This window comes from Streptomyces sp. NPDC005393, from assembly GCF_040606675.1.
Lineage (GTDB): Bacteria > Actinomycetota > Actinomycetes > Streptomycetales > Streptomycetaceae > Streptomyces.
On record NZ_JBEXFG010000010.1, the window covers coordinates 74,107 to 100,000 of the forward strand.

At 73.6% G+C, this 25,894-nt stretch carries 22 protein-coding genes and 1 pseudogene; 10 read left to right on the forward strand and 13 right to left on the reverse strand.

Annotated features, from left to right (window positions below; genetic code table 11):
* Positions 1 to 79 precede the first annotated feature (79 nt).
* Positions 80 to 1,324, reverse strand: a complete 1,245-nt coding sequence (locus ABZS71_RS11970; RefSeq protein ID WP_356209141.1) for a phosphodiester glycosidase family protein — start codon at positions 1,322 to 1,324, stop codon at positions 80 to 82.
* A 215-nt stretch (positions 1,325 to 1,539) separates the two neighbouring features.
* Between ABZS71_RS11970 and ABZS71_RS11975 the strand changes: the two genes are divergently transcribed.
* A complete protein-coding gene (locus ABZS71_RS11975; protein ID WP_356209143.1) occupies positions 1,540 to 2,403 on the forward strand; it encodes a phosphatidylinositol-specific phospholipase C/glycerophosphodiester phosphodiesterase family protein in 864 nt (287 codons plus the stop codon).
* Positions 2,404 to 2,536: 133 nt separating this feature from the next.
* Positions 2,537 to 3,040 carry a GNAT family N-acetyltransferase gene (locus tag ABZS71_RS11980; protein WP_355844079.1) on the forward strand — a complete coding sequence of 168 codons (504 nt, stop codon included), beginning with the start codon at positions 2,537 to 2,539 and terminating at the stop codon, positions 3,038 to 3,040.
* Here the strand turns inward: ABZS71_RS11980 and ABZS71_RS11985 are convergent.
* On the reverse strand, positions 3,021 to 4,286 hold the full coding sequence (locus ABZS71_RS11985) for an ROK family transcriptional regulator (RefSeq protein ID WP_356209146.1): 1,266 nt from the start codon (positions 4,284 to 4,286) through the stop codon (positions 3,021 to 3,023). The two genes, ABZS71_RS11980 and ABZS71_RS11985, sit on opposite strands and share 20 nt — an antisense overlap.
* Before the next feature lie 93 nt (positions 4,287 to 4,379).
* On the reverse strand, positions 4,380 to 5,822 hold the full coding sequence (gene xylB / locus ABZS71_RS11990; RefSeq protein WP_355844076.1) for a xylulokinase: 1,443 nt from the start codon (positions 5,820 to 5,822) through the stop codon (positions 4,380 to 4,382).
* A 140-nt stretch (positions 5,823 to 5,962) separates the two neighbouring features.
* On the opposite strand from xylB, the gene xylA reads away from it, so the two are divergent.
* Entirely contained in the window at positions 5,963 to 7,135 is a 1,173-nt protein-coding gene (xylA, locus tag ABZS71_RS11995) for a xylose isomerase (protein WP_355843862.1), read from the forward strand.
* Positions 7,136 to 7,192: 57 nt separating this feature from the next.
* On the opposite strand, the gene ABZS71_RS12000 is transcribed toward xylA, so the two are convergent.
* Genes ABZS71_RS12000 through ABZS71_RS12010 form a run of 3 tightly spaced genes read right to left on the reverse strand, consistent with a single transcriptional unit; the run spans position 7,193 to position 11,701 of the window.
* On the reverse strand, positions 7,193 to 7,441 hold the full coding sequence (locus ABZS71_RS12000; protein WP_356209149.1) for a hypothetical protein: 249 nt from the start codon (positions 7,439 to 7,441) through the stop codon (positions 7,193 to 7,195).
* Positions 7,442 to 7,472: 31 nt separating this feature from the next.
* Positions 7,473 to 8,777: an SWF or SNF family helicase gene (locus tag ABZS71_RS12005; RefSeq protein WP_356209151.1), complete on the reverse strand. Its 1,305-nt coding sequence runs from the start codon at positions 8,775 to 8,777 to the stop codon at positions 7,473 to 7,475.
* The gene (locus tag ABZS71_RS12010; protein ID WP_356209153.1) at positions 8,774 to 11,701 is read right to left on the reverse strand and encodes a DEAD/DEAH box helicase; all 2,928 of its coding nucleotides are present in this window, start codon (positions 11,699 to 11,701) and stop codon (positions 8,774 to 8,776) included. Before ABZS71_RS12010 ends, ABZS71_RS12005 begins: the two co-directional genes overlap by 4 nt.
* Before the next feature lie 143 nt (positions 11,702 to 11,844).
* Between ABZS71_RS12010 and ABZS71_RS12015 the strand changes: the two genes are divergently transcribed.
* Together ABZS71_RS12015 and ABZS71_RS12020 are read left to right on the forward strand one after the other, a co-directional pair.
* Positions 11,845 to 12,027 carry a hypothetical protein gene (locus ABZS71_RS12015; protein WP_355843850.1) on the forward strand — a complete coding sequence of 61 codons (183 nt, stop codon included), beginning with the start codon at positions 11,845 to 11,847 and terminating at the stop codon, positions 12,025 to 12,027.
* A 456-nt stretch (positions 12,028 to 12,483) separates the two neighbouring features.
* Positions 12,484 to 12,678 (forward strand): hypothetical protein, encoded by a 195-nt coding sequence (locus tag ABZS71_RS12020; RefSeq protein WP_356209156.1) that lies wholly within the window; start codon positions 12,484 to 12,486, stop codon positions 12,676 to 12,678.
* Positions 12,679 to 12,702: 24 nt separating this feature from the next.
* On the opposite strand, the gene ABZS71_RS12025 is transcribed toward ABZS71_RS12020, so the two are convergent.
* Both ABZS71_RS12025 and ABZS71_RS12030 read right to left on the reverse strand, forming a co-directional pair.
* Positions 12,703 to 13,497, reverse strand: coding sequence for a hypothetical protein (locus tag ABZS71_RS12025; RefSeq protein ID WP_356209158.1), 795 nt, complete (start codon positions 13,495 to 13,497; stop codon positions 12,703 to 12,705).
* 341 nt (positions 13,498 to 13,838) lie between these two features.
* Positions 13,839 to 14,474 carry a methyltransferase domain-containing protein gene (locus tag ABZS71_RS12030; protein ID WP_356209160.1) on the reverse strand — a complete coding sequence of 212 codons (636 nt, stop codon included), beginning with the start codon at positions 14,472 to 14,474 and terminating at the stop codon, positions 13,839 to 13,841.
* 257 nt (positions 14,475 to 14,731) lie between these two features.
* On the opposite strand from ABZS71_RS12030, the gene ABZS71_RS12035 reads away from it, so the two are divergent.
* Together ABZS71_RS12035 and ABZS71_RS12040 are read left to right on the forward strand one after the other, a co-directional pair.
* A complete protein-coding gene (locus tag ABZS71_RS12035) occupies positions 14,732 to 15,214 on the forward strand; it encodes a roadblock/LC7 domain-containing protein (RefSeq protein ID WP_355843835.1) in 483 nt (160 codons plus the stop codon).
* Positions 15,202 to 15,593: pseudogene (locus ABZS71_RS12040) on the forward strand (hypothetical protein); the annotation flags it as partial. The gene ABZS71_RS12035 and the pseudogene ABZS71_RS12040, both read left to right, overlap by 13 nt.
* 165 nt (positions 15,594 to 15,758) lie before the next feature.
* Here the strand turns inward: ABZS71_RS12040 and ABZS71_RS12045 are convergent.
* Entirely contained in the window at positions 15,759 to 16,187 is a 429-nt protein-coding gene (locus tag ABZS71_RS12045) for a PPOX class F420-dependent oxidoreductase (protein ID WP_356209162.1), read from the reverse strand.
* Positions 16,188 to 16,304: 117 nt separating this feature from the next.
* On the opposite strand from ABZS71_RS12045, the gene ABZS71_RS12050 reads away from it, so the two are divergent.
* Positions 16,305 to 16,709: a roadblock/LC7 domain-containing protein gene (locus ABZS71_RS12050; RefSeq protein WP_355843829.1), complete on the forward strand. Its 405-nt coding sequence runs from the start codon at positions 16,305 to 16,307 to the stop codon at positions 16,707 to 16,709.
* Positions 16,710 to 16,808: 99 nt separating this feature from the next.
* Positions 16,809 to 17,735 carry a DUF6397 family protein gene (locus ABZS71_RS12055; RefSeq protein ID WP_356209165.1) on the forward strand — a complete coding sequence of 309 codons (927 nt, stop codon included), beginning with the start codon at positions 16,809 to 16,811 and terminating at the stop codon, positions 17,733 to 17,735.
* Between the two features lie 27 nt (positions 17,736 to 17,762).
* Here ABZS71_RS12055 and ABZS71_RS12060 read toward each other — a convergent pair whose 3' ends face one another.
* Positions 17,763 to 18,653, reverse strand: coding sequence for an acyl-CoA thioesterase II (locus ABZS71_RS12060; protein ID WP_355843823.1), 891 nt, complete (start codon positions 18,651 to 18,653; stop codon positions 17,763 to 17,765).
* A 52-nt stretch (positions 18,654 to 18,705) separates the two neighbouring features.
* Positions 18,706 to 21,219 carry a DUF3516 domain-containing protein gene (locus ABZS71_RS12065; protein ID WP_356209168.1) on the reverse strand — a complete coding sequence of 838 codons (2,514 nt, stop codon included), beginning with the start codon at positions 21,217 to 21,219 and terminating at the stop codon, positions 18,706 to 18,708.
* Between the two features lie 139 nt (positions 21,220 to 21,358).
* Here ABZS71_RS12065 and ABZS71_RS12070 point away from each other — a divergent pair, with 139 nt between their 5' ends.
* Positions 21,359 to 22,150: a metal-dependent hydrolase gene (locus ABZS71_RS12070; protein ID WP_356209170.1), complete on the forward strand. Its 792-nt coding sequence runs from the start codon at positions 21,359 to 21,361 to the stop codon at positions 22,148 to 22,150.
* A 53-nt stretch (positions 22,151 to 22,203) separates the two neighbouring features.
* Here the strand turns inward: ABZS71_RS12070 and ABZS71_RS12075 are convergent, their stop codons facing one another.
* Both ABZS71_RS12075 and ABZS71_RS12080 read right to left on the reverse strand, forming a co-directional pair.
* Positions 22,204 to 23,985 (reverse strand): ABC transporter ATP-binding protein, encoded by a 1,782-nt coding sequence (locus ABZS71_RS12075; protein WP_356209173.1) that lies wholly within the window; start codon positions 23,983 to 23,985, stop codon positions 22,204 to 22,206.
* Complete coding sequence (locus ABZS71_RS12080) at positions 23,982 to 25,883, reverse strand: ABC transporter ATP-binding protein (RefSeq protein ID WP_356209175.1); 1,902 nt, start codon at positions 25,881 to 25,883, stop codon at positions 23,982 to 23,984. The genes ABZS71_RS12075 and ABZS71_RS12080 overlap by 4 nt, the downstream gene beginning before the upstream one ends.
* Between the last annotated feature and the right edge of the window lie 11 nt (positions 25,884 to 25,894).

The window sequence follows — 25,894 nt, forward strand, 5'->3', positions numbered from 1 at the left end:
AGCAAGTTCCAAGCTAGCAGCGCTCTTTGGGGCGGTGCATTCACTCAAAAGAGTGTGGTGTGCAGGGTTATGGCGGGCGCTAGGGACGGGTAAATACTCCGATTCCGTTGGGCACCGGGCGCTCGGAGCCGCCCGAGGGGTGATTACGTACGGTCGTCGACCCCTCGCCCGCCTCCCGCGCGGCGAGCGTGGAGGAGCCGCCGCCGTCCAGATTGACCGCGTCGTCGGCGCCGAGCTCCAGCATGACGTTCGCGAGTTCGCCGACCGTCAGCCCGGGGCGGTAGTCCGCACCGCCGTCCAGCGCCAGCAGATACAGCCGGTGCCCGCCGTCGTCGATCCCGGCCGCGGTGCGCACCGCCGCGTTGACCGCGTCCAGCCCGTCGAGTGGACGATCGTCGCGCACGATCGGAAAGCCGCCGACCGCGAAGGCGATCGGCGCCGGGGCCGCGCCCTCCAGGCGGTACCCGACGCGCACGGTGTCGCCGACCCGCAGCGCGCGCAGCGCCCGCGCGCCCGCCTCGCGCCCCACCAGAACCACCGTGTCCGCCGCGATCGTGCCGTTGCCCGGCGTGGCCGCGACCTGGGTGACCCGGTTCCGGCGCACCGTCACCTCGTAGGTCTGCGCGCTGCAGGGCGCGGCCCGGTCGGTGTCCGTCCCGCAGGTCGCCCGCACCCGGGACGCGGTGCCCCAGCCCGGGGTGTACGCCCCGACGCCGCCCTCGGCCACCGCGTACTGGTTGAATCCGCGCAGGGGGAGCGTGCCCCGCTCGGCCGACACCTCACCCCGCAGCGTGAGCCGGCCGATCCGGGCCACCCGGTCCGTGCCCAGGCCCACCACGTCCTCGGTGGTGGTGCCGCGCGGCAGCGCCGGGCCGAAGCGCTGGCCGAGGGGCACTGCCGCCTTGAGAGGTGTCCCGCCCGCGATCGCCGGTCCCACCGAGGCGCCGGTCGCCTGCACACCGGGGTGCTGGGTCTCGGAGATGTTGAAGAAGTCGCCGTTCACGGCCGCGACCGCACCGCGCTCGTCGGCCATCCGGGAGACCGGTTCGCGCGCGCCGACCGCGCCCGCGGTGAGCAGATCGAGCCGGACGCCGGGATGGCGCAGATCGACCGTGAGCAGATGGCCGTAGGCCGTGCCGTGCGAGGCGACCAGGGTGAACGCGCGGTACTCGACGCCCGGCGCGATGACGGCGCGTACGGTGAAGTGCGGCGCGTCGGCCGCGCCGTGCGCCGGGCCCGCCCCGGCGACGCCCGTACCGACCAGCGCGGTCCAGACGAGAACCGCCGCCACGCGCGTCCGAAACCCGCGCCCACACCGTGTCATCGCGCCCCGCCTCCCTGTGACCGCCGCCAACTCACGGTGTCCGTCCCGTACTTCGCCCCGCGCCGCCGGTGCCGTGGGAACGGCGAGGAAATGGCCGGGGACCACCCGTGGAACTCTTCGCACGCCCCTGCCCACGGGGTCCATGGCCCCCCGATACTCACTGGCGTCCGTCGTGCACATCCGGCACCGCGCCGGGACGAGAGCCGGGAGGCCCCATGGTCCGCCGTACACGCCGCGCCTTTGTCGTCACCCTCGGAGCCGCTCTGGCGGGCGGCGTGGCCGCGCCCGCGTTCGCCGATTCGACAGCCACCGGCAAGAACAAGCCCCCGCTGGCCAGAGCCCACGCGCACAACGACTACGAGCACCCGCACCCGCTCACCGACGCGCTCTCCCACGGCTTCGGCAGCGTCGAGGCCGACATATGGCTGGTCGACGGCCAGTTGCTGGTCGCCCACGACGCCTCCGAACTCGATCCCACCCGCACCCTCGAGTCGCTCTACCTCGACCCGCTCGCCGGGCGCGTCAAGGCGGGCGGTGGTTGGGTCTTCCGCGGCTACGACCTGTCGCTCCAACTGCTGATCGACATCAAGACCGCTGGCGAGCCCACCTACCTCGAACTCGCCAAGCGGCTGCGGCGCTACGGACCCATGTTCAGCGCCGCCTACGGCGGGGTCGGCGGCCGGGTGCGGCGTGGCCCGGTGACCGCGGTCATCTCCGGGGACCGTGGCGCGCGGGCCCCCATGGAGGCCGAGAAGGTGCGCCACGCCTTTTACGACGGGCGGCTTGAGGACCTCGGCACCGGCGTGCCCGCCTCCTTCACCCCGCTCATCAGCGCCGACTGGACGAAGACCTTCGGCTGGCTGGGCACCGGTCAGATGCCGGAGGCGGAACGGGGGAAGCTGCGCCAGATCGTCGGCTCCGCGCACGCCGCCCGCCAGAAGGTGCGCTTCTGGGCCACTCCCGATGTGGCCGGGCCGGAGCGTCTCGCCCTGTGGCGCGAGCTCCTGGCCGCCGACGTCGATTACCTCAACACCGATGATCTGGCGGGTCTCGAGGACTTCCTGCGCGGCGCTCACTGACGCGCCGCGGGGCTCTCGGCAGTCACCGGCAGATCATACGATCACGGGGCGGATGACCCCGGGAGGCGCGCGACGGCCGGCGGGCGGCAGCGGCGGCCGCGAAAACCACTCGCGGGCCGCCGTCCCCGGCGCCATGCTGGCCCCCATGCCCCTCATCAGGACCGCCACCCCCGAGGACTGGTCCGCCATCTGGCCCTTCCTGCACCGGATCGTCGCCGCGGGCGAGACCTACACCTATCCGCGGGACCTGGACGAGGACCGGGCCCGTGACATCTGGATGCTCGGGCCCCCGAGCCGTACCGTCGTCGCCACGGACGCCGGCGGCACCGTGCTCGGCTCGGCCAAGATGAACCAGAACCACATGGGGCCCGCCTCCCATATCGCGAGCGCCAGCTTCATGGTGGCTCCCGAGCACGCCGGGCGCGGCGTGGGACGGGCCCTGGGCGAGCACGCGCTGGAGTGGGCGCGCGCCGAGGGCTACCGGGCGATGCAGTTCAACGCCGTGGTGCAGAGCAACACCCGGGCGGTCGCGCTGTGGCGCTCCCTCGGCTTCGAGGTGGTGGGCACCGTACCGGAGGCATTCGAGCATCCGACGAAGGGCTGCGTCGGGCTGCACATCATGCATCGCTTTCTCTGAGCCCGGCGTGCTCGTCGGCCCCGGCGGGGCCCCTGAGCCCCGCCGGGTCGTCGAGGACCGCCTGGACGACCGAGTTGGCCGCGCCGAGCAGTGGACCGTCCGGACCGAGCAGGGAGATGGTCACCGCCCCCTGCCCGGAGCGGGCCGGGTCCGCGACCCGGCGGGCCAACTCCCGCTCCAGCGAGGGCAGCAGCCAGGGCGCCAGCGGCGTCAGCGCCCCGCCGAGCACCACCTTCTCCGGGTCCAGGAGGTTCACCGCGCCCGCGAGGGCGATACCGAGCGCCGCGCCAGCGCCGCGCAGCGCGCTCCGTGCCTGACGGTCGCCGCTCGCCGCCCGTACCGCCAGCAGGGCGATCCGGCCGCCGGGGCCGGGGTGCTGGGCCGCGGCCTGAAGGGGGGACAGGCCGCTCGCCCGCAGCACCGCCTCCTCGCCCGCGTACTGCTCCAGACAGCCCCGCCCGCCGCACGGGCAGGCGGGCCCGTCGGGGCGTACCGGCACATGGCCGAGCTCGCCCGCGAAACCGTGGGTGCCGCGCAGCAGCCGCCCGTCGAGCACGACCGCCGCGCCGATGCCGATCTCGGCCGAGACATGGACGAAGTCGCGCGGCGCCGGGTCATGGCCGCCCCGCCACAGCTCGGCGAGGGCGCCCAGATTCGCCTCGTTGTCCACGGTGAGCGGCAGGTCGGGGAGTGCGGCGCGCAGCCCGGGGCCGATGTCCACGCCCTCCCAGCCGAGGTTCGGGGCGCGGACGATCAGGGACGACTCCCGCGCGACCAGCCCGGGCACGGCCACCGCGAGCCCGACCGGCCGTAGCCCGTCGAGCTCCGCCTCCGCCGCCACCTGCCGTGCCAGGGCGGCGAGTTGGCCGATGACCGGGGCCGGACCGCGGTCCCGGTTCGGCGACGCGACCTCGCTGCGGGCCCGCACCCGTCCGCCCAGGTCCACCGCGCACACCGCGAGGTGGTCCACGCCGATCTCCGCGCCGAGACCGGCCGGACCCCGCTCATTGAGCTGCAGCGCGGATCCGGGGCGGCCGACCGTGCCGGGCCGCGACGGGCCCAGTTCGACCAGCAGCCCGTCCCGGGTCAGCTCGTCGACGAGCGTCGAGACGGCCGCCCGGGTCAGCCCGACCCGGGCCGCGACGGCCGCGCGGGACAGCGGGCCGTGCGCGGCCACGGCGTGCAGCACGAGGGACAGATTGCGCCGGCGCATCGCCTGCTGGGTGTTGGGCAGTGGCGCTGCCACCTGATCCGTCTCCTCTCGAGCGGTACCGCTCATCCTGCCCGGGCCGCCACGCCCGCCCGGGCCCGGGCCCCTGGCTCTCGCCGTCCGGCATCGCTAGGCCCGGCGCAGCAGTCCGTCCGCGTCGGACAGCACCCGGGAGAGGCGCCCCAGCGCCGCCTCATCGCGCGGCACCGCGGCGTACGACGGCCCCTCCGCGGTCGCCCAGCGCCGCGCCACCGCGGCCGGGTCCTCGCCCAGCAGCAGCCCGGCGGCCTGGGCGGCGGCCCCGAGAGCGACCAGCTCCTCGGCCCGGGGCACCTGGACGGGGCGTCCGCTCAGCCGCCGGACCGTCTCCCGCCACGCCGTGCCCTTGGCGCCGCCGCCGATGAGCAGCAGCGGCGCGTCGGGCGCCGCGTCCGCGTCCAGGACCTGGTCCAACGCGGTGAGCAGGGCGAAGACCGCGCCGTCGTAGGCGGCCTGGAGCACCTGGCCCGGTGTGGTGTCATGGCGCAGACCGTGCAGCAGCCCGGAGGCGTGCGGCAGATTGGGCGTGCGCTCGCCGTCGAGGAACGGCAGGAGGACGGCCGACCCGCCCGGCTCCACCGCCTCGCGGTCGCGGCCCAGCAGCGCCGCGATCCGGTCGACGGCGAGCGTGCAGTTGAGGGTGCAGGCGAGCGGCAGCCACGCGTCGCGGGCGTCGGCGAACCCGGCGACCACCCCGGTGGGGTCGGCCGGCCGGCGCGCCGAGACCGCGTACACGGTGCCGGAGGTGCCGAGGCTGAGCACCGGCTGCCCCGGGCGCAGCCCGAGCCCGAGGGCGGCCGCCATGTTGTCGCCCGTGCCGGTGGCCACCAGGGCGCCGGTGGGCAGTGGCAGATCGGGCAGGTCCCGTACGGTACCGGCGGCCTCGCCGTGGCGCAGCACACGCGGCAGCAGAGCGGGGGAGAGCCCCACCCGGTCCAGGATCTCCTCGTCGTACGCCTCGGTCGCCGAGGCCCACCAGCCGGTGCCCGAGACATCGCCGCGGTCGGTCGTTCCGTAGCCGGTGAGCCGTTCGGTGAGGTAGTCGTGGGGGAGCCGGACGGCCGCGGTGGCGCGGGCCGCCTCCGGCTCGTTCTCCTTCAGCCAGGCCCACTTGGTGACGGTGAAGGCGGGCGCCGGCACGCTGCCGACCCGCTCCGCCCAGGCCTTGGGGCCGCCCAGCTCCTCGACGAGCCGGTCGCGCTGCGGCGCGGAGCGTACGTCGTTCCACAGCAGCGCGGGCCGCACCGAGCGGCCGGCGGCGTCCAGGGTGACCAGGCCGTGCTGCTGGCCGCCGACGGAGACCGCGGCCGCCTCCCGGGCGTGCGTCCCGCACTGGCGCAGCGCCTCGGCCAGCGCCTCCCACCACTCCTCCGGGACGGACTCCTTGCCGTCGCCTCCGGCCCCGCCGCTCACGGTGTGCGGGGCCTGCCCGCGCGCGACGACCGTCCCCGTCGCGGAGTCCACGACCAGCGCCTTGGTCGACTGCGTGGAGCTGTCCACGCCAACGACGAGCGGTCCTTCCGGCATGGGCATGGCTGCTGCTGCCATCTCGCGGTCTCCCTCGTGTCCCTGGTGTGCGATGTGCGGTGTGCGGGGCTTCCCCGGAATGCTCGCGCATACTAATTTGTAAAGTGCCATGACGAAATAGCCACGCAACAGACGAGGGAGCCGCGATGAGCTACCACCCCACCCCTGAGGACCGGTTCACCTTCGGACTGTGGACGGTCGGCTGGCAGGGCAGGGACCCGTTCGGGGACGCCACCCGCCCGGCGCTCGACCCCGTCGAGTCCGTGACCCGGCTCGCCGAACTCGGCGCGTACGGCGTCACGTTCCACGACGACGACCTGATCCCCTTCGGCGCCTCGGAGACCGAGCGCGAGTCGCATGTCAAGCGCTTCCGGCAGGCCCTGGACGCCACCGGGATGACCGTGCCGATGGCCACCACCAACCTCTTCACCCATCCGGTCTTCAAGGACGGCGCCTTCACCGCCAACGACCGGGACGTGCGCCGCTACGCCCTGCGCAAGACGATCCGCAACATCGACCTCGCCGTCGAGCTGGGCGCCAAGACCTATGTGGCGTGGGGCGGGCGGGAGGGTGCGGAGTCCGGTGGCGCCAAGGACGTACGGGCCGCGCTCGACCGGATGAGGGAGGCGTTCGACCTGCTCGGCGAGTATGTCACCGAACAGGGCTACGATCTGCGCTTCGCCATCGAGCCGAAGCCGAACGAGCCGCGCGGCGACATCCTGCTGCCGACCGTCGGCCACGCCCTCGCCTTCATCGAGCGGCTGGAGCGGCCCGAGCTGTACGGGGTGAACCCGGAGGTGGGCCACGAGCAGATGGCCGGGCTGAACTTCCCGCACGGCATCGCCCAGGCGCTGTGGGCCGGCAAGCTCTTCCACATCGACCTCAACGGCCAGTCCGGCATCAAGTACGACCAGGACCTGCGGTTCGGGGCGGGTGATCTGCGGGCCGCCTTCTGGCTCGTCGACCTGCTGGAGACGGCCGGTTACGAGGGCCCGCGCCACTTCGACTTCAAGCCGCCGCGCACCGAGGACATCGCGGGCGTCTGGGCCTCCGCCGCCGGGTGCATGCGCAACTACCTCATCCTCAAGGAGCGGGCTGCCGCCTTCCGGGCCGACCCGGAGGTCCAGGAGGCGCTGCGCGCCTCGCGCCTCGACCAGCTGGCGCAGCCCACACTGAACGAGGGCGAGACCCCGGCCGCGCTGCTCGCGGACCGCACCGCCTTCGAGGACTTCGACGTCGACGCCGTCGCGGAGCGCGGTATGGCCTTCGAGCGTCTCGACCAGCTCGCCATGGACCATCTGCTCGCCGCACGCGGCTGACCGGGTGCCGGCCGCCGGTCCCGCCCCCCGACGGGACCGGCGGCCGGGGCTCCTGGCTCAGGACGTCGGCTGCCGGCCGCCGAGCCAGTCGGCGATCTCGTAGTCGGCGGCCTGGGCATCGGTCAGCTGCGGCCGCGCCGGTGCCGGCCGCGCCGGAGCCGGCTCGGGTGCGTCGGTCTTGCTGCTCGTGGTGGACGACGGCGCCGACGGGGGCACCGAGATGTCCGGATTGTCCTGTATGGGCGCTGGTGGGTCGCGCCCGCACCCCTTGGGGTCCTGGTGGGTGGCGTTGAGTCCGGTGCCCATCACGGCGATCAGGGGGAGCAGGCGCGCCCCCTCAGCCGGAGGCGAGCATCGTGAGGGCCGCCGCCGGGTCCTGGGACGGTGGGCCGGCCGGGCACCAGTGGCCGCGCTCCTTGCGGTAGGGCCACCAGCGTCCGTCACGTCCGTAGCGCACTTGGGCGTCGGTGCCCACCGCCGTCCAGCGGTTGCCCGTCGCGCGCAGCCGGGGTGCTCGCTCGCCCTCCTCCCAGGCGGCGGCGAGCTGGGCGTGGGCGCGCGCCAGCGACTCCGCGTCCGGTGTCCACTCCTCCTCCAGGACGGCGAGCGCGGCGGCCCCGCCGTGCTCCCAGGCGCGTACGGCGCGCGCCAGGCCGGGGCGGTCGCGGCCGCAACCGGTCGCGAGCCGGGCGGCGATCGCGGCCGGGGGACCGGTGGCGGTCATCCGCACCGTGTCCTGCCACACCGTGAGCCCGGCCGGAACCGGGGCCGTGGCATGGTCCGGGGCCAGCGCCTCGGCCAGCAGCCGCTGGGCGCGTACGGCGGCGTCCGCCACGAGGAACTCCAGCGCGGCGACGTCCAGCCCCGGCGCCGGATCCGTGCCGCCGACGAGCGCCGGGGGCCGGCCGGGTGCGGCCACGGCGGGCGGGGGCGCGGGCAGCGGCGGCGGGCCGGGCACGGCGAACGCCTCCCGAGCCGGTATGCCCGGTACGCCCTGCGGGTCCGGACCGGCGGCGTCCCCCGCCCCCTCCGAAGCCGTGTGCCGGGCGGCCCGCGCCACGCTGCGCACCTGGAGCTCGTCCAGCAGCTCCCGCTCGTCCCGGCCACGCATCAGCAGCAGTACGAACGGATCCTCGTCCAGCAGCCGGGCGACCTGATAGCACAGCGCGGCGGTGTGCGGGCAGTGGTCCCACGCCTCGCAGGCGCACTCCGGCTCCAGATCGCCTATGCCCGGCAGGAGTTCGACGCCCACGGCGGCCGCGTCCTCGACGAGCTGCGGTGGCATATCGCGGTCCAGCAGTGCGGCGATATGGCCCGAGCGGTCGGCGACCACCTCCAGCAGCCGGTCCCATTCGGCCCCGCTCAGCTCCTGCAGCAGGACGTCGGAGCGGTAGGGCGTGCGGTCCCGGCCCCGTACCACGGCGGTGATCCGCCCCGGCCGCACGCACACCGCCCCGACCGCCCCCTCCCGCGAGTGCTTGCGCCCCCGTTTGAGCTGCTCGCCGTCCAGCGCCGTGTCCTCCAGGGCCTTCAGCCACGCCTGGCCCCACCAGGTCCGGGCGAATGGGCCGCGGGCGGGCGGCAGGGCGGCGAAGGTGCGCTCGGGCCCGCCCTCGTCGTAGGTGGTCTCGGCACGGCTCATCGCTCGGTCCCCCTCAGCTCCACGAGCTTCGTCAGCTCGGCGTCGGTCAGTTCGGTCAGCGCGCCCTCGCCGGCGCCGAGCACCGCGTCCGCCAGTTCCCGCTTGCGCTCGAGCATCGCCGCGATCCGGTCCTCCACGGTGCCCTCCGCGATGATGCGGTGGACCTGCACCGGCTGGGTCTGGCCGATGCGGTACGCGCGGTCGGTGGCCTGGGCCTCGACCGCCGGGTTCCACCAGCGGTCGTAGTGCACGACATGCCCGGCCCGGGTGAGGTTCAGCCCGGTGCCCGCGGCCTTCAACGACAGCAGGAACACCGGGACCTCACCGTCCTGGAACGCCCGCACCATCTCCTCGCGCCGCGCCACCGGCGTACCGCCGTGCAGCAGCTGGGTCGGCACCCCGCGCGCGGCCAGATGCTGTTCGAGGATGCGCGCCATCTGTACGTACTGCGTGAAGACGAGGACGCTCGCACCTTCGGCGAGGATCGTGTCCAGCAGCTCGTCGAGCAGCTCCAGCTTGCCGGAGCGGCCGGGGACCGTGGGCCGGTCCTCCTTCAGATACTGCGCCGGGTGGTTGCAGATCTGCTTCAGCCCGGTGAGGAGCTTGACGATGAGTCCGCGCCTCACCAGGCCGCCGGTGCCGGAGATCTCGGCGAGGATCTCGCGCACCACCGCCTCGTAGAGCCCGGCCTGCTCCTTGGTGAGCGCGACGGCCCGGTCGGTCTCGGTCTTCGGCGGGAGCTCGGGGGCGATGCCCGGATCGGACTTGCGCCGCCGCAGCAGAAAGGGTCGGACCAGCTTCGCCAGCCGCGCGGCGGTCGCCGGATCGCTGCCGCTCTCGACGGGCTGGGCATAGCGCTTGCGGAACGCACCATGGGCGCCCAGCACACCGGGCGTGGTCCAGTCGAGGATCGCCCACAGCTCGGACAGGTTGTTCTCGATGGGCGTCCCGGACAGCGCCACGCGCGCCTTCGCCCCGATGGTGCGCAGCTGCTTCGCGGTCGCCGAGAACGGGTTCTTGACGTGCTGCGCCTCGTCGGCGACCACCATGCCCCAGGGTCCGGCCCCGGCCAGCCGCCCCGCGTCCAGCCGCATCGTCCCGTACGTGGTGAGGACGAACTCGCCGTCCGTAAGGCCCTCCAGACTGCGCGCGGCGCCGTGATAGCGGCGCACCGGGGTGCCCGGCGCGAACCTCTCGATCTCGCGCCGCCAGTTGCCCATCAGGGAGGTGGGGCAGACCACGAGGGTGGGCCCGGCGGCCTCGGGGACACTCCGCCGGTGCAAATGCAGCGCGATCAGCGTGATGGTCTTGCCGAGCCCCATATCGTCGGCGAGGCAGCCGCCGAGGCCGAGCGAGGTCATCCGCACCAGCCAGTCCAGGCCGCGCAGCTGGTAGTCGCGCAAGGTGGCGGCGAGGGCCGCGGGCTGGGCGACGGGCGGCCGGCCGGGAAGGGCGGCCCCTTCGGGGTCCGCGAGGCGGTCGCGCAGCGCCGCCAGCCAGCCGGTGGGCTCTACGTCCACCTCGGTGCCGTCGGCCTCCGTGGTACGGCCGGTGATTACCGCGCTCAGCGCGTCGGCGGGGGTGAGCTTGCGGTCCTGCCGGTCCCGGGCGCGGCGCGCCGACTCCGGGTCGAGGACGACCCATTGGTCACGCAGCCGCACCACCGGGCGGCTGGCCTCGGCGAGCCGGTCGAGCTCGGCGCGGGTGAGCTCCTGATCGCCCACCGCGAACCGCCAGCTGAAGCGGAGCAGCGCGTCGGCGGAGAGATGAGAGGGCATCCGGGGCTCGGTACCGCCCTCGGCGTCGCCCTCGCCGTCCGGGCCGACGACGGCGCGGGCGGTGAGCCCGCGCACCAGCTCCTTGGGCCAGTGCACCTGGATCCCGGCGGCATCCAGCGCCCCGGCCGCAGGACCGAGCAGCTCGGTGACCGCCTCGTCGGCGAGGTCGATCGCCTCGGGTACGGCGGCCGACAGCAGCGGAGCGAGCGGTGCCCAGGCGCGGGCAGCGCGCCGCAGTGTGAGCAGCGCGTCCATCCGGGCGCGTGGGCCCAGGGCCGCCGCGACGGGCGAGGCGCCCGCCCAGACGTCGGCGGCGTCCGCGACCAGGGCCGGGTCGGTGAGGCTGTGCAGCTGAAGGACGGCACGGAAGTCCGGACCGGCCGCCGCACCGCCGTCGCCGGCGTGGAGCAGCTCGATCCGGAGCGACAGCCGTACGCCGGCGTCGTGACCGGCGGCCACATCGGCCGCCCAGGCGCGCTGCTCCGGCAGGCGCCGCGGCGCGGCGGCGGCGAAGGCGGGGCCGCCGCCGGCCAGGGACGCGGCGGGCGAGCGCGGCAGCCCGTCCGCCACCGCGTCGAGGAACGCCCGCAGATGCCGCTCGGGGTCGGGCAGCAGCACGGGGTCGGTGCCGGGCAGCGGCAGCGCGTGGGCGGTCGGCGGCATGGCGGCGGCCAGCTCGCGCACCCGTCGCAGGTCGTCGGGGGTGAGCGGGCCGACGCGCCAGGCATCGTGGTCGGTGGCGGTGAGACCGGGCAGCAGCCGTCCGCGGGCCGCGAGTTGGAGGGCGAGTACGGCGGCGGCGCCCCAGAAGGCCGTGGCGGGGTCGGCCTGAGCGGAGTCGGCCTGCGCCGGGCCCGGCTGCGAGGCCCGTGCCCTGGCCCGGGTGAGCACCGGCAGCGCCTCGCCCAGGGGCAGTACGAGGGCCCGTACGGTGCGCGTGTGGACCTCGAGGCCGCCGTCACCGGCGTCCGGGACAACGACGGTCAGCTCCTCGGTGGAGCCGGTGGCGGGGCCGGAAGGGGGCGGGCCGTCCGGCCGCCAGAAGCCGATCCGGCCGGTGCGCGCCGGATCGGCGGGCAGGAAGACGGCCGTACTGCGGCAGAGTTCGGCGATCTCGGAGGGCGTTGCCGCGGGGGGTGGTGTCACAGCGCTGACGCATTCCTCAAATTTGACTAGTGGAGACCGGAGCGGCCGAGGGTACAGGACGCGGCCGGGATGAGGAACCGCGCGACGCCGGTGTCCGTTGTGAGGAGTGAACGCGGCTATGGGCCGTGAAGGAGGCGGGTGAGATGTCCACACGCGCGAAGGTTGCCGTCGGAGGTGTGGCGGTAGGTGTGATCATGCTGTGGCTGCTGCCGTTCTGGGCCGCGTTGCTGGTGATCGTCGGGGTGCCGGCGGCGGCCTATCTGCTCCTGGATCCCTCGCAGCGCCGCAGGCTGCGCAGGGTCTCCCGCAAGGAGCTCGGCCGCTGACCTGGGTCCCCTCAGACCGCTGGCCGGGCTCGGACCCCAGGGCGGCACGCGCCTGGGAGTGACCGTGCAGCACCGATCGCGGGTCGCCCAGGGCCCACCGGGCCCGGTCAGCCGGGGAGAGAGGGGCGCGACGGCCGGACGGCCCGGCGCCCCGGGGAGCAGCGCGCCGACGCGCTGCGCCGCCTCGCCGGTTGCGCGTCCGCCGTCGTCGACCGGCTCCGGCGGTCGACGGGCGACAGGCCGGCGTCGGCCGACGCCGCCGTGGACGCGCTCCTGGCCGCCGGTCCGCGGCGCGAGGGCAGTGGCGCGGCGCTCAGCGTCGCCTGCCCGCGCTGCACGCGGGCGACGCCGCCCCGGCCCGCTGGGAGCGCTGTCTGTCGCTGGTCGAAGAGCGCCCCGACCGCCTCCGGTTCGGGGGCTGTCTCTCCTTCGACCACGACCATGCCGCGGTGCCCCATGCGGTCCTTACCGTCGTCGGCGCGCTGCGCGAGCGCGGCGGCGCCGCTGACCGCCCTCGCGCTGGTCATGGGCGTGGGCGGCAACAGCGGCTGGGCGGACGTGTGGCGGGCGGAGCTCGACGCGCTGCGCCGGCACGACGACCCGGACACGGCCGAGGCCGCCCTCCTCGTCGGCCCGCCCTCGCGGTGGTGACCGGCGCGACGCCTCGCCGCGTGCTCAGAGCGGACGTACGGCCAGCTCGTCCAGAGCCGTCAGCAGCTCCGGCAGCTCCGGGCCGCGGCCCACCGGCAGTACCTCTCCCGGCGCGTCGTCCAGCAGGACGAAGGCGATGTCGTCGGTCCGCGCCACCATGCTCCAGCCCGGCCCGTCGGCCCGGAGCGTCCGCGCGTCACCGGCGGCGAACGCGGATCGGATCCGGCCCAGCGGCGGCGGCGCCTCCACATAGCCGCGCGCCTCTTCGAGTACCCGCCGTACGCCCCCGTGCGGCTTCTCACCCGGGGACACGAACGTCACCTCACTGTCGACCTGTTCGCGCCAGATCGCCCACTGGAGCGCGATCTCGTCCGCGCCGAGCCGCCGCTGCGCCGGGCCCCACCGCTCGGCGTCCGGCGGCGCGAGCGGCGGCTGTGTGGCGTCCCCGAGCTCCGGGTCGGGCGCGGGGTCGTGCGGCGCCGGAATGCCTGGAGCGGCCACGGCCACCGCGAGCGGCCAGCCGGGCAGGGAGGCGACCACGGTCCGGTCGCCGAGGGACAGGTCGTACTCCATACCGCAGTCCCATGTCGCGATGGCGCAGGCCACGAGCGACACATCGTCGGTGACCACGGTCCAGCGGGCACCGCCGCCGTCCTGTCCCAGCACCAGGCCGTAGCCGACCTCGTACGGTTCCAGGCCGAGCGCGGCGCACGCCTCGGGGTAGTCGTCGCCGAGCACGCTCGGGAATTGAGCGGGTGTCAGCAGCACTGCGGTCAGTACATACAGCGCGTCGTCGCCTGACTCCTCCGTGGCGGGCACGGCAGCCTCCTCTTGCGGTTCCGGATCCGATGGGCCGATCCGTCGTCGGCGCACCCTAACCAGCCGGTAGCCACGGCGTCGAGACATCGTGCCGGGGTCGGTTTAGCAGCCGTCCGCCGCCCGCAGCGTGTCCAGGGTGCGCCGCGGCCAGGACAGTCCGGCCTGGCCGCGGCCCGGGCGTTGGTGAGGATGCCGCGCCGGGGTCGGCGTCCGCCGGGTCCGCCAGCCGGCGGCGCGGTTCGGCTCGCCCCTCGGCCGTCAGCGTCAGGGCGTTGCCGGCCGGCAAAAGGGGCCGCCCCTGCGCGCCGGCTCACCGGGCGAGATGAGCCGGCGCCGGCCGCTCAGCCCCAAGGATCCTGAGCGTCCGTGCGGACCGAGAGCGCCAGAAAGCACGTGTCCTCGTCGGTGTACGACTCCAGACGCCAGCCGGAACGGGCCAGCAGCGGCCTCAACCGGGGCTCCGCCCGCAGATCGCCGGGGGTGATCGGGCGGCCGTGACGGGCGGCGAGCGCGGCCCGCCCCACGGGGTGGAACAGCGCGAGCCGCCCGCCGGGGCGTGCCACTCGGGCCATCTCGCGCAGCCCGGCCCCGGGCTCCGCGAGATGGGAGATCAGCCCGGCGGCGAACACCGCGTCGAGACAGCCGTCGCGCAGGGGCAGCCGCGCTACGTCGGCGAGGGCGAGCGCCGCGCTGCCGGCACGGCCGGCGCGTACGGCGGCCTCCAGCATGGCGGGCGTGAGATCCACCCCCAGCACGGTCCCCTCGGGGCCGACGGCCTCGCGCAGCGCGGGCAGCGCACGGCCCCGACCACAACCCGCGTCGAGCACCGTGTCCCCGGGGCGCAGGCCGAGGTCGGCGACGGCGGCGGCATAGGCCGGGCCGTCGTCCGGGAAACGGCTGTCCCAGTCAGCCGCCCGGGGGGTGAAGAAGTCCCTCACCTCGGCGGCACTGTCTCCATGGGCGTGCTCATGGCGCATCGAGACTCCTCGGTCGGTGAGTTTGCAGCCTACGACGTGTCCCGATCATCGAGGCTGCCCGCGGTGCCCAGGAAACGCCCGCCACGAGTGCAGATTCGCGCATTGATCGATCGCTCTGGCATCTGTCCCTGTCAAATTCCAACAGGTTCCGAATGCGCCCCCAGTGTGCGCCCCCGCCGGGTCTAGCGTCCCTGGCCCAAGGGGGGACACCTGGTGCGCCGCCCGGCGCGGCGCATCCCGACCGAGGGAGACCGCCCATGACCACGCGCCGCCGCACCGCAGCCCGCTCCATGGCCGACCACGACCGGATCCTGGACGATCTGGTGGCCCGGGTCGGGGGCATACGCCATGCCGTGGTGCTCTCCCACGACGGGGCGACCGTCAGCGCGTCCCGAGGACTCTCCCGCCGGGACGCCGAGCACCTGGCCGCCGTCGCCTCCGGATTCCACGGCCTCGCCAGGAGCGCGGGCCGTCGTGCGCGCGGCGGCCCGGCCCGGCAGACGGTGATCGACACGGGGGCGGGCCGGCTGTTCGTCGCGGCGCTGGGGGACGGCGCATGTCTGGCCGTCCTGAGCACGGCGGGTGCCGACCCGGCCGCGGTCGCCGCCGAGACGGCCCGGGCGGCGGAGCGGGTCGTCTTCCCGCCGGCGGTGCGGCCCGGCCCCTCGGGGTACCCGGAAGAGCCTGTCGGCGGTGGAGCGGAAGACCACGGCGAAGGGACACGGCGATGCGAGCGGTGACCCGGCAGGGTCGGCGCGATGTACGCGTGGAGACGGTGCCCGACCCCATGCCGTTCCAGATCGCCTGCGGCCACTGCTGGATGTGCCGCGAGGGCTGCCGGCGCAGTGCGAGAACACCCAGGTCGTCGAGCACGGCATGGGGGCGGAGCTGTTCGGCTGCGCCAAGCTCTACGGCGCTGTGCCGGGCGCCCAGGCCCTAGTACGCGGCCGTCCCGCCGGACGGCACGCTGGCCGTGCTCGCACTCGGCCCCATCGGGGGCATGGCCTGCCGCGTCGCCGGCCTCCGGGGAGCCGGCCGGGCATGGCGTGGACCTCGTCCCCGAGCGGCTGCGCCGGGCGCGGCGCCGACGGCGTCGAGGTCTTCGACCTGCGGGACTTCGACAGCCAGGAAGAGGACGAGGCCGCCCGCACCTATGAGATGTTCCAGCACAAGGAGGACGGAGCGATAAAGGTCCTCATGCGCCCGTAAACGCCGGGTGGGCGGCGGTCCGCCGTGAAGTGATGGATTTCGGCCGAATCCGGCTAGTCGTTCGGTCGAATCCGGCTACTCGGCAACGCCGGAGAACGCGGTGACCTTCTCGATACGGACCCGGACCAGCAGTTCGCCCGGCACGCTGTTGCGGGCGCCGTACTCCTCGGCGCGGTCCTCGCCCGTGTAACGGGCCGCGATCCGGGTGGCCCATTCGCGGACCTGCTCCAGGTCATCGCTGAGTTCGGCGCGCCCCCGCACCGTGACGAAGGCGAACGGGGGCCGGTCGTCGTCGACACATACGCAGACCCGGCCGTCCCGCGCCATGTTCCGCCCCTTGACCGTGTCCTGACCTGTGTTGAAGACCAGATCGTCGCCGTCGAGCAGGAACCACACGGGCGCGATGTGCGGGCTTCCGTCGGCCCGCACGGTCGCCAGCTTCCCGGTGCGGGTGCCCTCCAAGAGGAACTTCTGCCACTGCTCCTTGGTCATGTTCTGTGCCATGTCTCCATCCTGCGTCAATCAGCCCACAACGACGGGGTGACCGGCAGGGCGGGTTGCCCAGATGGCGGCAGTGAGAAAGGCTGGCACGCAGCTGAAAGGGAATCGGGGAGGAATGGAATGGCACCGAGCAAGGGGCTCGACTGGTTACTGGACGACCTGACCGAGCGGATCGCACAGATACGGCATGCGCTGGTGTTGTCGAACGACGGGCTGGTGACGGGGGCGAGCTCATCGCTCGAGCGCCAGGACGCCGAGCACCTGGCCGCGGTCGCCTCCGGATTGCACAGCCTCGCCAAGGGGTCAGGGCACCACTTCCGGACGGGCCGGGTACGGCAGACAATGGTCGAATTCGAAGAGGGGGTCCTCTTCGTCACGGCGGCGGGCGACGGCAGTTGCCTGTGCGTGCTCAGCGGCCCGGAGGCCGATGTGGGGCAGGTCGCCTACGAAATGGCACTGCTGGTCAACCGGGTGGGGGAGCATCTGGGAGTCGAGGCCAGGCAGGAAAGCGGCGCGCCCAGCTGAGGCCGAGCGGAAGTTATCCACAGGCCTGACGGACCGTCTTGCTTCGCGGCTATCGTCGTCACTGTCAGTGATTGATATATCGCGGGGGAGGACATCGTCATGGCAGTGCGGGTGCATCAGGAGCTGCGGGGGCGCCGGGGGCCACAGGGTCTGGACGGGCCGGTGGAGCCGGCCGGGGCGGGAAAGTCGAGCGGCCCGGGGGAGAGCGTCGCGTTCAGTACGGCGGCCCGGGCGCTGGGCCTCAAACCGCTTGAGTTGGAGCTGGCCGTGCAGCTCGGAGAGGTGCGCGCCCTCACCACCGGCACGGGCCGGCGGGTGGCGCGTGAGGAGCTGGCGCGGGTGACCGCCGCCGAGGGCTTCCCGGAGGCGCTGCGCGCAAGGCTCCGCGTGGTCGGCACGGCGGAGGGGGCCGAGCTGCTGGGCATCAGCCAGGGGCGGCTCACCCGTCTCGCGCGCGGCGGTTTCTTCGCCCCGGTCCGGTTCTATGTCAATCGGTACCGGGCCGTCGTATGGCTCTATCTGGCGGCGGATCTCATCGAATTCGCCGCCCGGCAGCCGGAGTTGCTGACCGGGCGCACTCCGCCGGGGCTGACCGCGACGCTGGCCGCCGGGGAGGATGCGCGGGGGGCGAAATGGCGGGCCCGGCGGATCGACCAACTGCTCGCCCGGACCCGGGATCCCTGGGAGCGGGCCGGGGCGCTGGCGGCGGTGCTGGGCTCCATCGAGCTGGCATCGGCCGTCGACGATCCGCACGAGCGGGCCTATGTGCGTGAGCTTCGCCCCGCGCTCATCCCCGTGCGTCCCACGGCCGCCGCGGCCCGGGAGGTCGTCGACACGGTGCTGACGGCCGACGATCCGCGGGAGATCATGCGCTATCGGGTCGCTCTCGCCTCCGCCGTGCGGGACGCCCGCCGGTCCCGGCCCGCGCCGCGGCCCGACGCCGCGGTGGTGCCGCCGCACAGTGGCCGTATCCGGCCCCCGGGCCGCCCGCGGAGCCTGTGGCGCAAGCTGGTCGGCAGGTGCTGAGCCATGGACCGGCCCGTCACCGAGGGCTCAGCCGCTCTCAGTGGTCCCCTCGGCGGGCGGCAGCGGGCGGAACAACCCCTCTTGCACCACCGAGACCAAAAGCCGGCCCTCGCGGTCGTAGATCCGACCGCGTGCCAGGCCCCGGCCGCCGGTGGCCACGGGCGACTCCTGCTCATAGAGAAACCACTCATCGGTACGGAAGGGCCGGTGGAACCACATGGCGTGATCCAGTGAGGCCATGTCGAAACCCCGTGGGCCCCACAGCGGTTCGACGGGTACGCGCACCGCGTCCAGCAGCATCATGTCGCTCGCATAGGTGAGCGCACAGGTGTGCACCAGCGGATCGTCCCCAAGCGGTCCGACCGCGCGCATCCACACGGCGCTGCGCGGCTCCGCGCCCTTGAGCTCCTCGTCCGTCCAGCGCAGCCGCTCGACGTACCGGATGTCGAAGGGCTGCCGGCGCTCCATCCTCGCGAACGCCTCGGGGAGGGTCCCCAGATGCGCGCGGACCTCGTCGGCGAGGCGCGGCAGGCTCTCGGGGTCAGGCACCTCGGGCATCGGCAACTGCTGTTCGATGCCCGGCTCCGGAAGATGGAAGGAGGCCGTCAGATTGAAGATCGTACGACCCTGCTGGATGGCGACGACCCGGCGGGTGGTGAAGGAGCGCCCGTCCCGGACGCGCTCCACCTGGTACACGATGGGCACGCCGGGCCGCCCCGGCCGCAGAAAGTACGCGTGCAGCGAGTGCACCGGGCGCTGCCCGTCGGTCGTCCGCCCGGCGGCCACCAGCGCCTGCCCCGCCACCTGCCCGCCGAACACCCGCTGCAGCGACTCATCGGGGCTGCGGCCGCGGAAGATGTCCAGCTCGATCCGTTCCAGGTCGAGCAGATCGACCAGACGCTCGGCGGGATTGGTCATCGGTGGTGCTCCTTCGGTGCGAGGGCCCGTGGCACGGACCACGTCCAGGAGGCTACAGCTGGCCCACGTCGGTGACCCTGATCACCGCCCGGCCCTCCTCGTCGGAGGCGGCGAGATCGACCTCGGCCGAAATGCCCCAGTCATGGTCGCCGTTCGGGTCGTCGAAGGTCTGCCGCACCCGCCACAGCCCGTGCTCGGGCTCCTCCTCGATCCGCAGCAGCTTCGGTCCCCGTGCCTGCGGTCCGGTGCCGAGCTCCTCGTACTCGTCCCAGTACGCGTCCATCGCGTCCGCCCAGGCGTCCTCGTCCCAGCCGGCGTCCGCGTCCATCTCGCCGAGCTCCGCGACCTTGTCGAGCGCGGCCAGTTCGACCCGCCGGAACATCGCGTTGCGCACCAGCACCCGGAACGCGCGGGCGTTCGCGGTGACGGGCCTGACCTGGTCGGCGCGCTCCTGCGCCTCCCCCGCCGACTCCTCCGCCGGATTGGCGAGCTGCTCCCACTCGTCGAGGAGGCTGGAGTCGACCTGCCGCACCATCTCGCCGAGCCAGGCGATGATGTCCTCGAAGTCATCGGACTTCAGATCGTCCGGCACGGTGTGGTCCAGCGCCTTGTAGGCGCCGGCCAGGTAGCGCAGCACGATGCCTTCGGTGCGCGCGAGGTCATAGAACGAGATGAACTCCGTGAAGGTCATCGCCCGCTCGTACATGTCGCGGATCACCGACTTGGGCGACAGCGGATGGTCGCCGACCCACGGGTGGCTCTTGCGGTAGAGGCCGTAGGCGTGGAAGAGCAGCTCCTCCAGCGGCTTGGGGTAGGAGACGTCCTGGAGCCGCTCCATGCGCTCCTCGTACTCGACGCCGTCCGCCTTCATCGCGGCGACCGCCTCGCCGCGCGCCTTGTTCTGCTGGGCCGCCAGGATCTGCCGCGGATCGTCCAGCGTCGACTCGACGACCGAGACCATGTCCAGGGCGTAGGACGGGGATTCGGGGTCCAGCAGCTCGAACGCGGCGAGCGCGAAGGTGGACAGCGGCTGGTTGAGCGCGAAGTCCTGCTGCAGATCCACCGTCAGCCGGGCGATCCGGCCCTCCGCGTCCGGGGTCTTCAGCCGCTCCACGATCCCGCCGTCCAGCAGCGAGCGGAAGATCGCGATCGCCCGGCGGATGTGGCGGAGCTGGTTCTTGCGCGGCTCGTGGTTGTCCTCCAGCAGGCGTCGCATCCCCTCGAAGGCGTTGCCCGGCCGGGCGATGACCGACAGCAGCATCGCGTGGGTGACCCGGAACCGGGAGGTGAGCGGCTCGGGTTCGGACGCGATGAGCTTCTCGAAGGTGTTCTGGCCCCAGCTGACAAAGCCCTCCGGTGCCTTCTTGCGGACCACCTTGCGGCGCTTCTTCGGATCGTCCCCGGCCTTCGCGAGCGCCTTCTCGTTCTCGATGACATGCTCGGGCGCCTGAGCCACCACAAAGCCCGCGGTGTCGAACCCGGCCCGGCCGGCGCGGCCCGCGATCTGGTGGAACTCCCGCGCCCGCAGCGTCCGCACCCGCTGGCCGTCGTACTTCGTCAGCGCGGTGAACAGCACGGTCCGGATCGGCACATTGACGCCCACCCCGAGCGTGTCCGTACCACAGATGACCTTGAGCAGCCCGGCCTGCGCCAGCTTCTCCACCAGCCTCCGGTACTTCGGCAGCATGCCCGCGTGATGCACCCCAATCCCATGCCGGACGTAACGGGACAGATTCCGGCCGAACTTGGTGGTGAACCTGAAGTTGCCGATCAGCGAGGCGATCTCGTCCTTCTCGGCGCGCGTGCACATGTTGATGCTCATCAGCGCCTGGGCCCGCTCCACCGCCGCGGCCTGGGTGAAGTGCACGATGTAGACCGGCGCCTGCCGGGTCTCCAGCAGCTCGGTCAGCGTCTCGGTGAGCGGCGTCGTGCGGTACTCGTAGCTCAGCGGCACCGGCCGGGTCACGGACCGTACGACCGCGGTGGGCCGCCCGGTGCGCCGGGTCAGATCCTCCTCGAACCGGCTCATGTCGCCGAGCGTCGCCGACATCAGGATGAACTGCGCCCGGGGCAGCTCCAGCAGCGGGATCTGCCACGCCCAGCCCCGGTCCGGCTCCGCGTAGAAGTGGAACTCGTCCATCACCACCTGGCCGACATCTGCGTCCTTGCCGTCCCGCAGAGCGATGGACGCCAGTACCTCGGCCGTACAGCAGATGATGGGCGCGTCCGCGTTGACCGACGCGTCCCCGGTGAGCATCCCGACGTTCTCGGTGCCGAAGAGCTTGCACAGCTCGAAGAACTTCTCCGAGACCAGGGCCTTGATCGGCGCGGTGTAGAAGGTGACCTCGTCACGTGCGAGCGCGGCGAAGTGGGCGCCCGCCGCCACCAGGCTCTTGCCCGAGCCGGTGGGGGTGGAAAGGATCACGTTCGCCCCGGACACCACCTCGATCAGCGCTTCCTCCTGGGCCGGATAGAGCGAGATACCCCGCTCTTCGACCCAGGTCGAGAACGCCTCGAAGAGGGCGTCGGGGTCGGCGTCGCTCGGCAGCTGATCGATAAGAGTCACGTGCCTATACTGCCTGGTTTCCCCCGCCGGGCGGGAACCGGCTGTACGGACGAAGATCGTTCGCAGTTAGGCTGTGCCGGTCCGATGCAACCAACTACCGCGCGGACGCGGGCAAGAACAACAGGGGCGGGGTACGACCATGATGGGACCGGCGCATTCGCTGTCCGGGGCGGCGGCCTGGCTGGGGGTGGGAGCGGCGGTCGCGGCGGCCGGCCACGCGATGCCCTGGCCGGTGCTTGTCGTAGGCGCGCTGATCTGCGCCGGAGCGGCGCTCGCCCCCGACCTCGATCACAAGGCGGCGACCATATCGCGCGCCTTCGGCCCGATCTCCCGGGGCATGTGCGAAGTGATCGACAAGATCTCGCACTCCGTCTACAAGACCACCAGGAAGCCGGGCGACCCGCGCCGCTCGGGCGGTCACCGCACCCTCACCCACACCTGGGTCTGGGCGGTGCTGATCGGCGGCGGCGCCTCGGCGCTCGCCATGGTCGGCGGCCGCTGGGCGGTGCTCGGCATCCTCTTCGTCCATATGGTGCTGGCCGTCGAGGGACTGCTGTGGCGTGCGGCGCGGGTCTCCAGCGATGTCCTGGTATGGCTGCTCGGGGCGACCAGCGCATGGATCCTCGCCGATGTGCTGCACAAGCCGGGCAACGGCGCGGACTGGCTGTTCAGCGCACCGGGCCAGGAGTACCTCTGGCTCGGCCTGCCGATCATCCTCGGCGCCCTGGTGCACGACATCGGCGACGCGCTCACCGTATCCGGCTGCCCGATCCTGTGGCCCATCCCGATTGGCCGCAGGCGCTGGTACCCGGTCGGGCCGCCGCAGGGGATGCGCTTCCGGGCGGGCAGCTGGGTCGAGCTGAAGGTGCTGATGCCGGTCTTCATGCTGCTCGGCGGAATGGGCGGCCTCAGCGCCCTCGGCATCATCTGATCGGCACCGGCCCGGGCCCGGACGGTGCCCGGGCCGGGCCGGTGAGAGCGGCGTCACTGATGCCAGGAGCGCCACAGCGCCGCGTACGCCCCGTCCGCCGCGACGAGTTCGTCATGGCTGCCCAGCTCGCTGATCCGGCCCGCCTCGACCACGGCGATCACGTCCGCGTCATGCGCGGTGTGCAGTCGGTGCGCGATCGCGACCACGGTCCGCCCCTCCAGCACCCGGCCCAGCGACCGCTCCAGATGGCGCGCCGCCCGCGGGTCCAGCAGCGAGGTGGCCTCGTCCAGCACCAGCGTATGCGGATCTGCGAGCACCAGCCGGGCCAGCGCGATCTGCTGTGCCTGCGCGGGGGTGAGGGCGAGACCGCCCGATCCGACCTCCGTGTCCAGACCGGCGTCCAGCGCCCGCGCCCAGCCGTCGGCGTCCACCGCGGCCAGCGCCGCCCACAGCTCGGCATCCCGCGCCGAGGCGCGGGCCAGCAGCAGATTGTCACGCAGCGAGCCCACGAAGACATGGTGCTCCTGGTTGACCAGGGCGACGTGCTCACGCACCCGCTCGGCCGGCATCCGGGCCAGCTCCGCGCCGCCCAGGGTCACCCGGCCCGCCCGGGGCGCGTAGATCCCGGCCAGCAGCCGGCCCAGCGTGGACTTGCCCGCCCCCGACGGCCCCACCAGCGCCAGCCGCGTCCCCGGCCGCACCTTCATCGACACCCCGTGCAGCACATCGGTGCCCGCCCGGTAGCCGAACCGCACCTCGTCCGCTCGCACATCCCGGCCGCCGGGCGTCACCCCGCCGTCGGCGGGGCCCTGCTCGATCTCCCGCACCCCCACCAGCCGGGCCAGCGACACCTGCGCGACCTGCAGTTCGTCGTACCAGCGCAGAATCAGCCCGATCGGCTCGACCAGCATCTGCGCCAGCAGCGCCCCGGTCGTGAGATCGCCGATCGACATCCAGCCCCGCATCACACAGACACCGCCGATCATCAGCACGGAGCCGGTGATCAGCGTGTAGGTCACATTGATCACGGGGAAGAGCACGGAGCGCAGCCAGAGCGTATAGCGCTCCCATGCGGTCCACTGCCGGATACGGAGGTCGGACCGGGCGATCCGCCGGTCGCCCAGGCGGTGGGCCTCGATGGTCCGCCCGGCGTCCACGCTCTCCGTGAGGGACGCGGACACCGCCGCGTACCCGGCCGCCTCCGAGCGATAGGCGCTCGGCGCGCGCCGGTAGTACCAGCGGCAGCCGACCACCAGCACCGGAAGCGCGACCAGCACCGCGAGGCCCAGCGGCGGCGCGGTCACGGTCAGCGCGCCCAGCAGCAGCCCCGTCCACACCACGCCGATGGCGAGCTGCGGCACGGCCTCGCGCATCGCGTTCGCCAACCGGTCGATATCGGTGGTGATCCGGGAGAGCAGATCCCCCGTCCCGGCCCGTTCCAGTACGCCCGGCGGCAGCCCCACCGACCGGACGAGAAAGTCCTCGCGCAGATCCGCCAGCATCTGCTCGCCCAGCACCGCGCCGTGCAGCCGCACCATCCGGACGAACACGGTCTGCACCGCGAGCGCCACGGTGAACAGCGCGACCGTGCGCCCGATGGGGAGGTCTTCCTTGCCCTCCGCGAGATCCTCGACCAGCCCGCCCAGCAGCTGCGGGCCGACCATCGAGGCGATCACGGCGGTCGCGTTCACCACCATCAGCACGGTGAAGGCCCTCCGGTGCCGCCGCAACAGCTCACGCACATAGGCCCGCACGGTCATGGGCGTGCCGACCGGCAGCGTCGTCGCCGACTCCGGTGCGGCCGGGTCATAGGCGGGTGGCGCCACGCCGATCATGCCGACTCCTCGATCTGCTCTTCGATCCGTTCGATGTCCTCAAGAGCGGTGCCGTCCAGCCCCGCGGTGCCGCTCCCGGCCGTCCGCTCGCCGGCCTCGTCATCCGTCTCACGCGTGACGACCGCGCGATACGCGGGATCGGTGCCCAGCAGCTCGCGATGCGTCCCCACCCCCGCCGCCTCGCCGTCGTGCACGAACACCACACGGTCGGCGCGGTCCAGCAGCAGCGGGCTGGAGGTGAGGACCACGGTCGTCCGCCCGGCCCGCAGCCGCCGCACCCCCTCCGCGATCCGCGCCTCGGTGTGCGAGTCCACGGCGGATGTCGGCTCGTCGAGCACCAGCACCTCCGGGTCGGTCACCAGCGAGCGGGCCAGCGCCAGCCGCTGCCGCTGGCCGCCCGACAGCGAGCGGCCACGCTCGGTGATACGGGTGCGCATGGGGTCCGCCTCGCCGGACTCGTCGGTCGACGCCTCGGCCAGTGCGGCCAGCACGTCGGCGCACTCGGCCGCCTCCAGTGCCTCCCGCTCCGAGACCTCGCCCGACCTCGGCACATCGAGCAGCTCGGCGAGCGTCCCCGACAACAGCACCGGATCCTTGTCCTGGACCAGCACCGCGCCGCGCGCGGCGGCCAACGGCACCTCGTCCAGAGCGACCCCGCCCAGCAGCGCCGACGGCGCCCCGCTACCGTCCCCGGCCCCCGCCCCGCCCTCGGCGGGGTGCCCGCCGAGCCGGTCCGCCAGCCGCCCCGCCGCGTCCGGGTCGCCGCAGACCACCGCGGTCAGCTGCCCGGTCGGCGCGAGCATCCCGCTCGCCGGGTCGTACAGATCGCCGCCGAGCCGCTCCCCGTCCTTGTGCCCTGCCCCACGCCCGTCGCCACCCCTCTGCTCCTCGCCGTGGAGCGAGGAGCGCCGCAGTGCCAGCACCCGTGCCGCGCGCCGCGCGGAGGGCCGTGAGAAGGAGTACGCCATGGCGATCTCCTCGAAGTGCCGCAGCGGGAAGAGCAGAAAGGTGACCGCGCTGTAGACGGTGACCAGCTCGCCCACCGCGATCCGCCCGTCCCGGGCCAGCTCGGCCCCGTACCAGACGACCCCGATCAGCAGCAGCCCCGGCAGCGCGACCTGTACGGCCGCGATCAGCGCCCACATCCGCGCGCTGCGAACCGCCGCGACCCGCACCTCCTGCGACGCCCGCCGGTAGCGGCTGAGAAACAGCTCCTCGCCGCCGATGCCGCGCAGCACCCGCAGCCCGGCCACGGTGTCCGAGGCCAGCTCGGTCGCCCGGCCGGCCTTCTCCCGCTGCTCGTCGGCCCGGCGCGCCGCGCGCGGCAGCAGCGGCAGCACGGCCAGTGCCAGCGCGGGCACGCCGACCGCGACCACCGCTCCCAGCGCCGGCTGATAGATCACCAGCGCCACACACACCCCGATGGTCGTGATCGCCGCCGCGGTGAAGCGGGACAGCGCCTCCACGAACCAGCCGATCTTCTCGACGTCGCCCGTGGAGACGGCGACGACCTCGCCCGCCGCGACCCGCCGGGTGAGCGCCGACCCCAGCTCGACCGCCTTGCGGGCCAGCAGCTGTTGCACCCGGGCCGCCGCCGTGATCCAGTTGGTGACCGCCGCGCGGTGGAGCATGGCGTCCCCGAGCGCGGTGAGCACGGTCAGCCCCACCATCACCGCTCCGGCCAGCGCGAGCCGGGAGCCGGAGCGGTCCACGACCGCCTGCACCCCAAGTCCGATGGCGATGGGGAAGGACACCAGGGCAGCCATGTGCAACAGGCCCCACAGAGTGGCCTTGATCTGCCCGCCCAGCTGATTCCTGCCCAGCCAGAACAGAAACCGGGGACCTGACCGTACGTCGGGTCGGCCGGGATCGGGATACGGAAGATCGCGAATGTGCATGACGTCCCAAG

Coding starts and splice junctions, on each gene's coding strand:
- ABZS71_RS11970 (WP_356209141.1), bottom strand. CDS start 1,324: ATGACACGGTGTGGGCGCGGGTTTCGGACGCGCGTGGCGGCGGTTCTC.
- ABZS71_RS11975 (WP_356209143.1), top strand. CDS start 1,540: ATGGTCCGCCGTACACGCCGCGCCTTTGTCGTCACCCTCGGAGCCGCT.
- ABZS71_RS11980 (WP_355844079.1), top strand. CDS start 2,537: ATGCTGGCCCCCATGCCCCTCATCAGGACCGCCACCCCCGAGGACTGG.
- xylB (WP_355844076.1), bottom strand. CDS start 5,822: ATGCCCATGCCGGAAGGACCGCTCGTCGTTGGCGTGGACAGCTCCACG.
- xylA (WP_355843862.1), top strand. CDS start 5,963: ATGAGCTACCACCCCACCCCTGAGGACCGGTTCACCTTCGGACTGTGG.
- ABZS71_RS12000 (WP_356209149.1), bottom strand. CDS start 7,441: ATGGGCACCGGACTCAACGCCACCCACCAGGACCCCAAGGGGTGCGGG.
- ABZS71_RS12005 (WP_356209151.1), bottom strand. CDS start 8,777: ATGAGCCGTGCCGAGACCACCTACGACGAGGGCGGGCCCGAGCGCACC.
- ABZS71_RS12015 (WP_355843850.1), top strand. CDS start 11,845: ATGTCCACACGCGCGAAGGTTGCCGTCGGAGGTGTGGCGGTAGGTGTG.
- ABZS71_RS12020 (WP_356209156.1), top strand. CDS start 12,484: ATGCGGTCCTTACCGTCGTCGGCGCGCTGCGCGAGCGCGGCGGCGCCG.
- ABZS71_RS12030 (WP_356209160.1), bottom strand. CDS start 14,474: ATGCGCCATGAGCACGCCCATGGAGACAGTGCCGCCGAGGTGAGGGAC.
- ABZS71_RS12035 (WP_355843835.1), top strand. CDS start 14,732: ATGACCACGCGCCGCCGCACCGCAGCCCGCTCCATGGCCGACCACGAC.
- ABZS71_RS12045 (WP_356209162.1), bottom strand. CDS start 16,187: ATGGCACAGAACATGACCAAGGAGCAGTGGCAGAAGTTCCTCTTGGAG.
- ABZS71_RS12050 (WP_355843829.1), top strand. CDS start 16,305: ATGGCACCGAGCAAGGGGCTCGACTGGTTACTGGACGACCTGACCGAG.
- ABZS71_RS12055 (WP_356209165.1), top strand. CDS start 16,809: ATGGCAGTGCGGGTGCATCAGGAGCTGCGGGGGCGCCGGGGGCCACAG.
- ABZS71_RS12060 (WP_355843823.1), bottom strand. CDS start 18,653: ATGACCAATCCCGCCGAGCGTCTGGTCGATCTGCTCGACCTGGAACGG.
- ABZS71_RS12070 (WP_356209170.1), top strand. CDS start 21,359: ATGATGGGACCGGCGCATTCGCTGTCCGGGGCGGCGGCCTGGCTGGGG.
- ABZS71_RS12075 (WP_356209173.1), bottom strand. CDS start 23,985: ATGATCGGCGTGGCGCCACCCGCCTATGACCCGGCCGCACCGGAGTCG.
- ABZS71_RS12080 (WP_356209175.1), bottom strand. CDS start 25,883: ATGCACATTCGCGATCTTCCGTATCCCGATCCCGGCCGACCCGACGTA.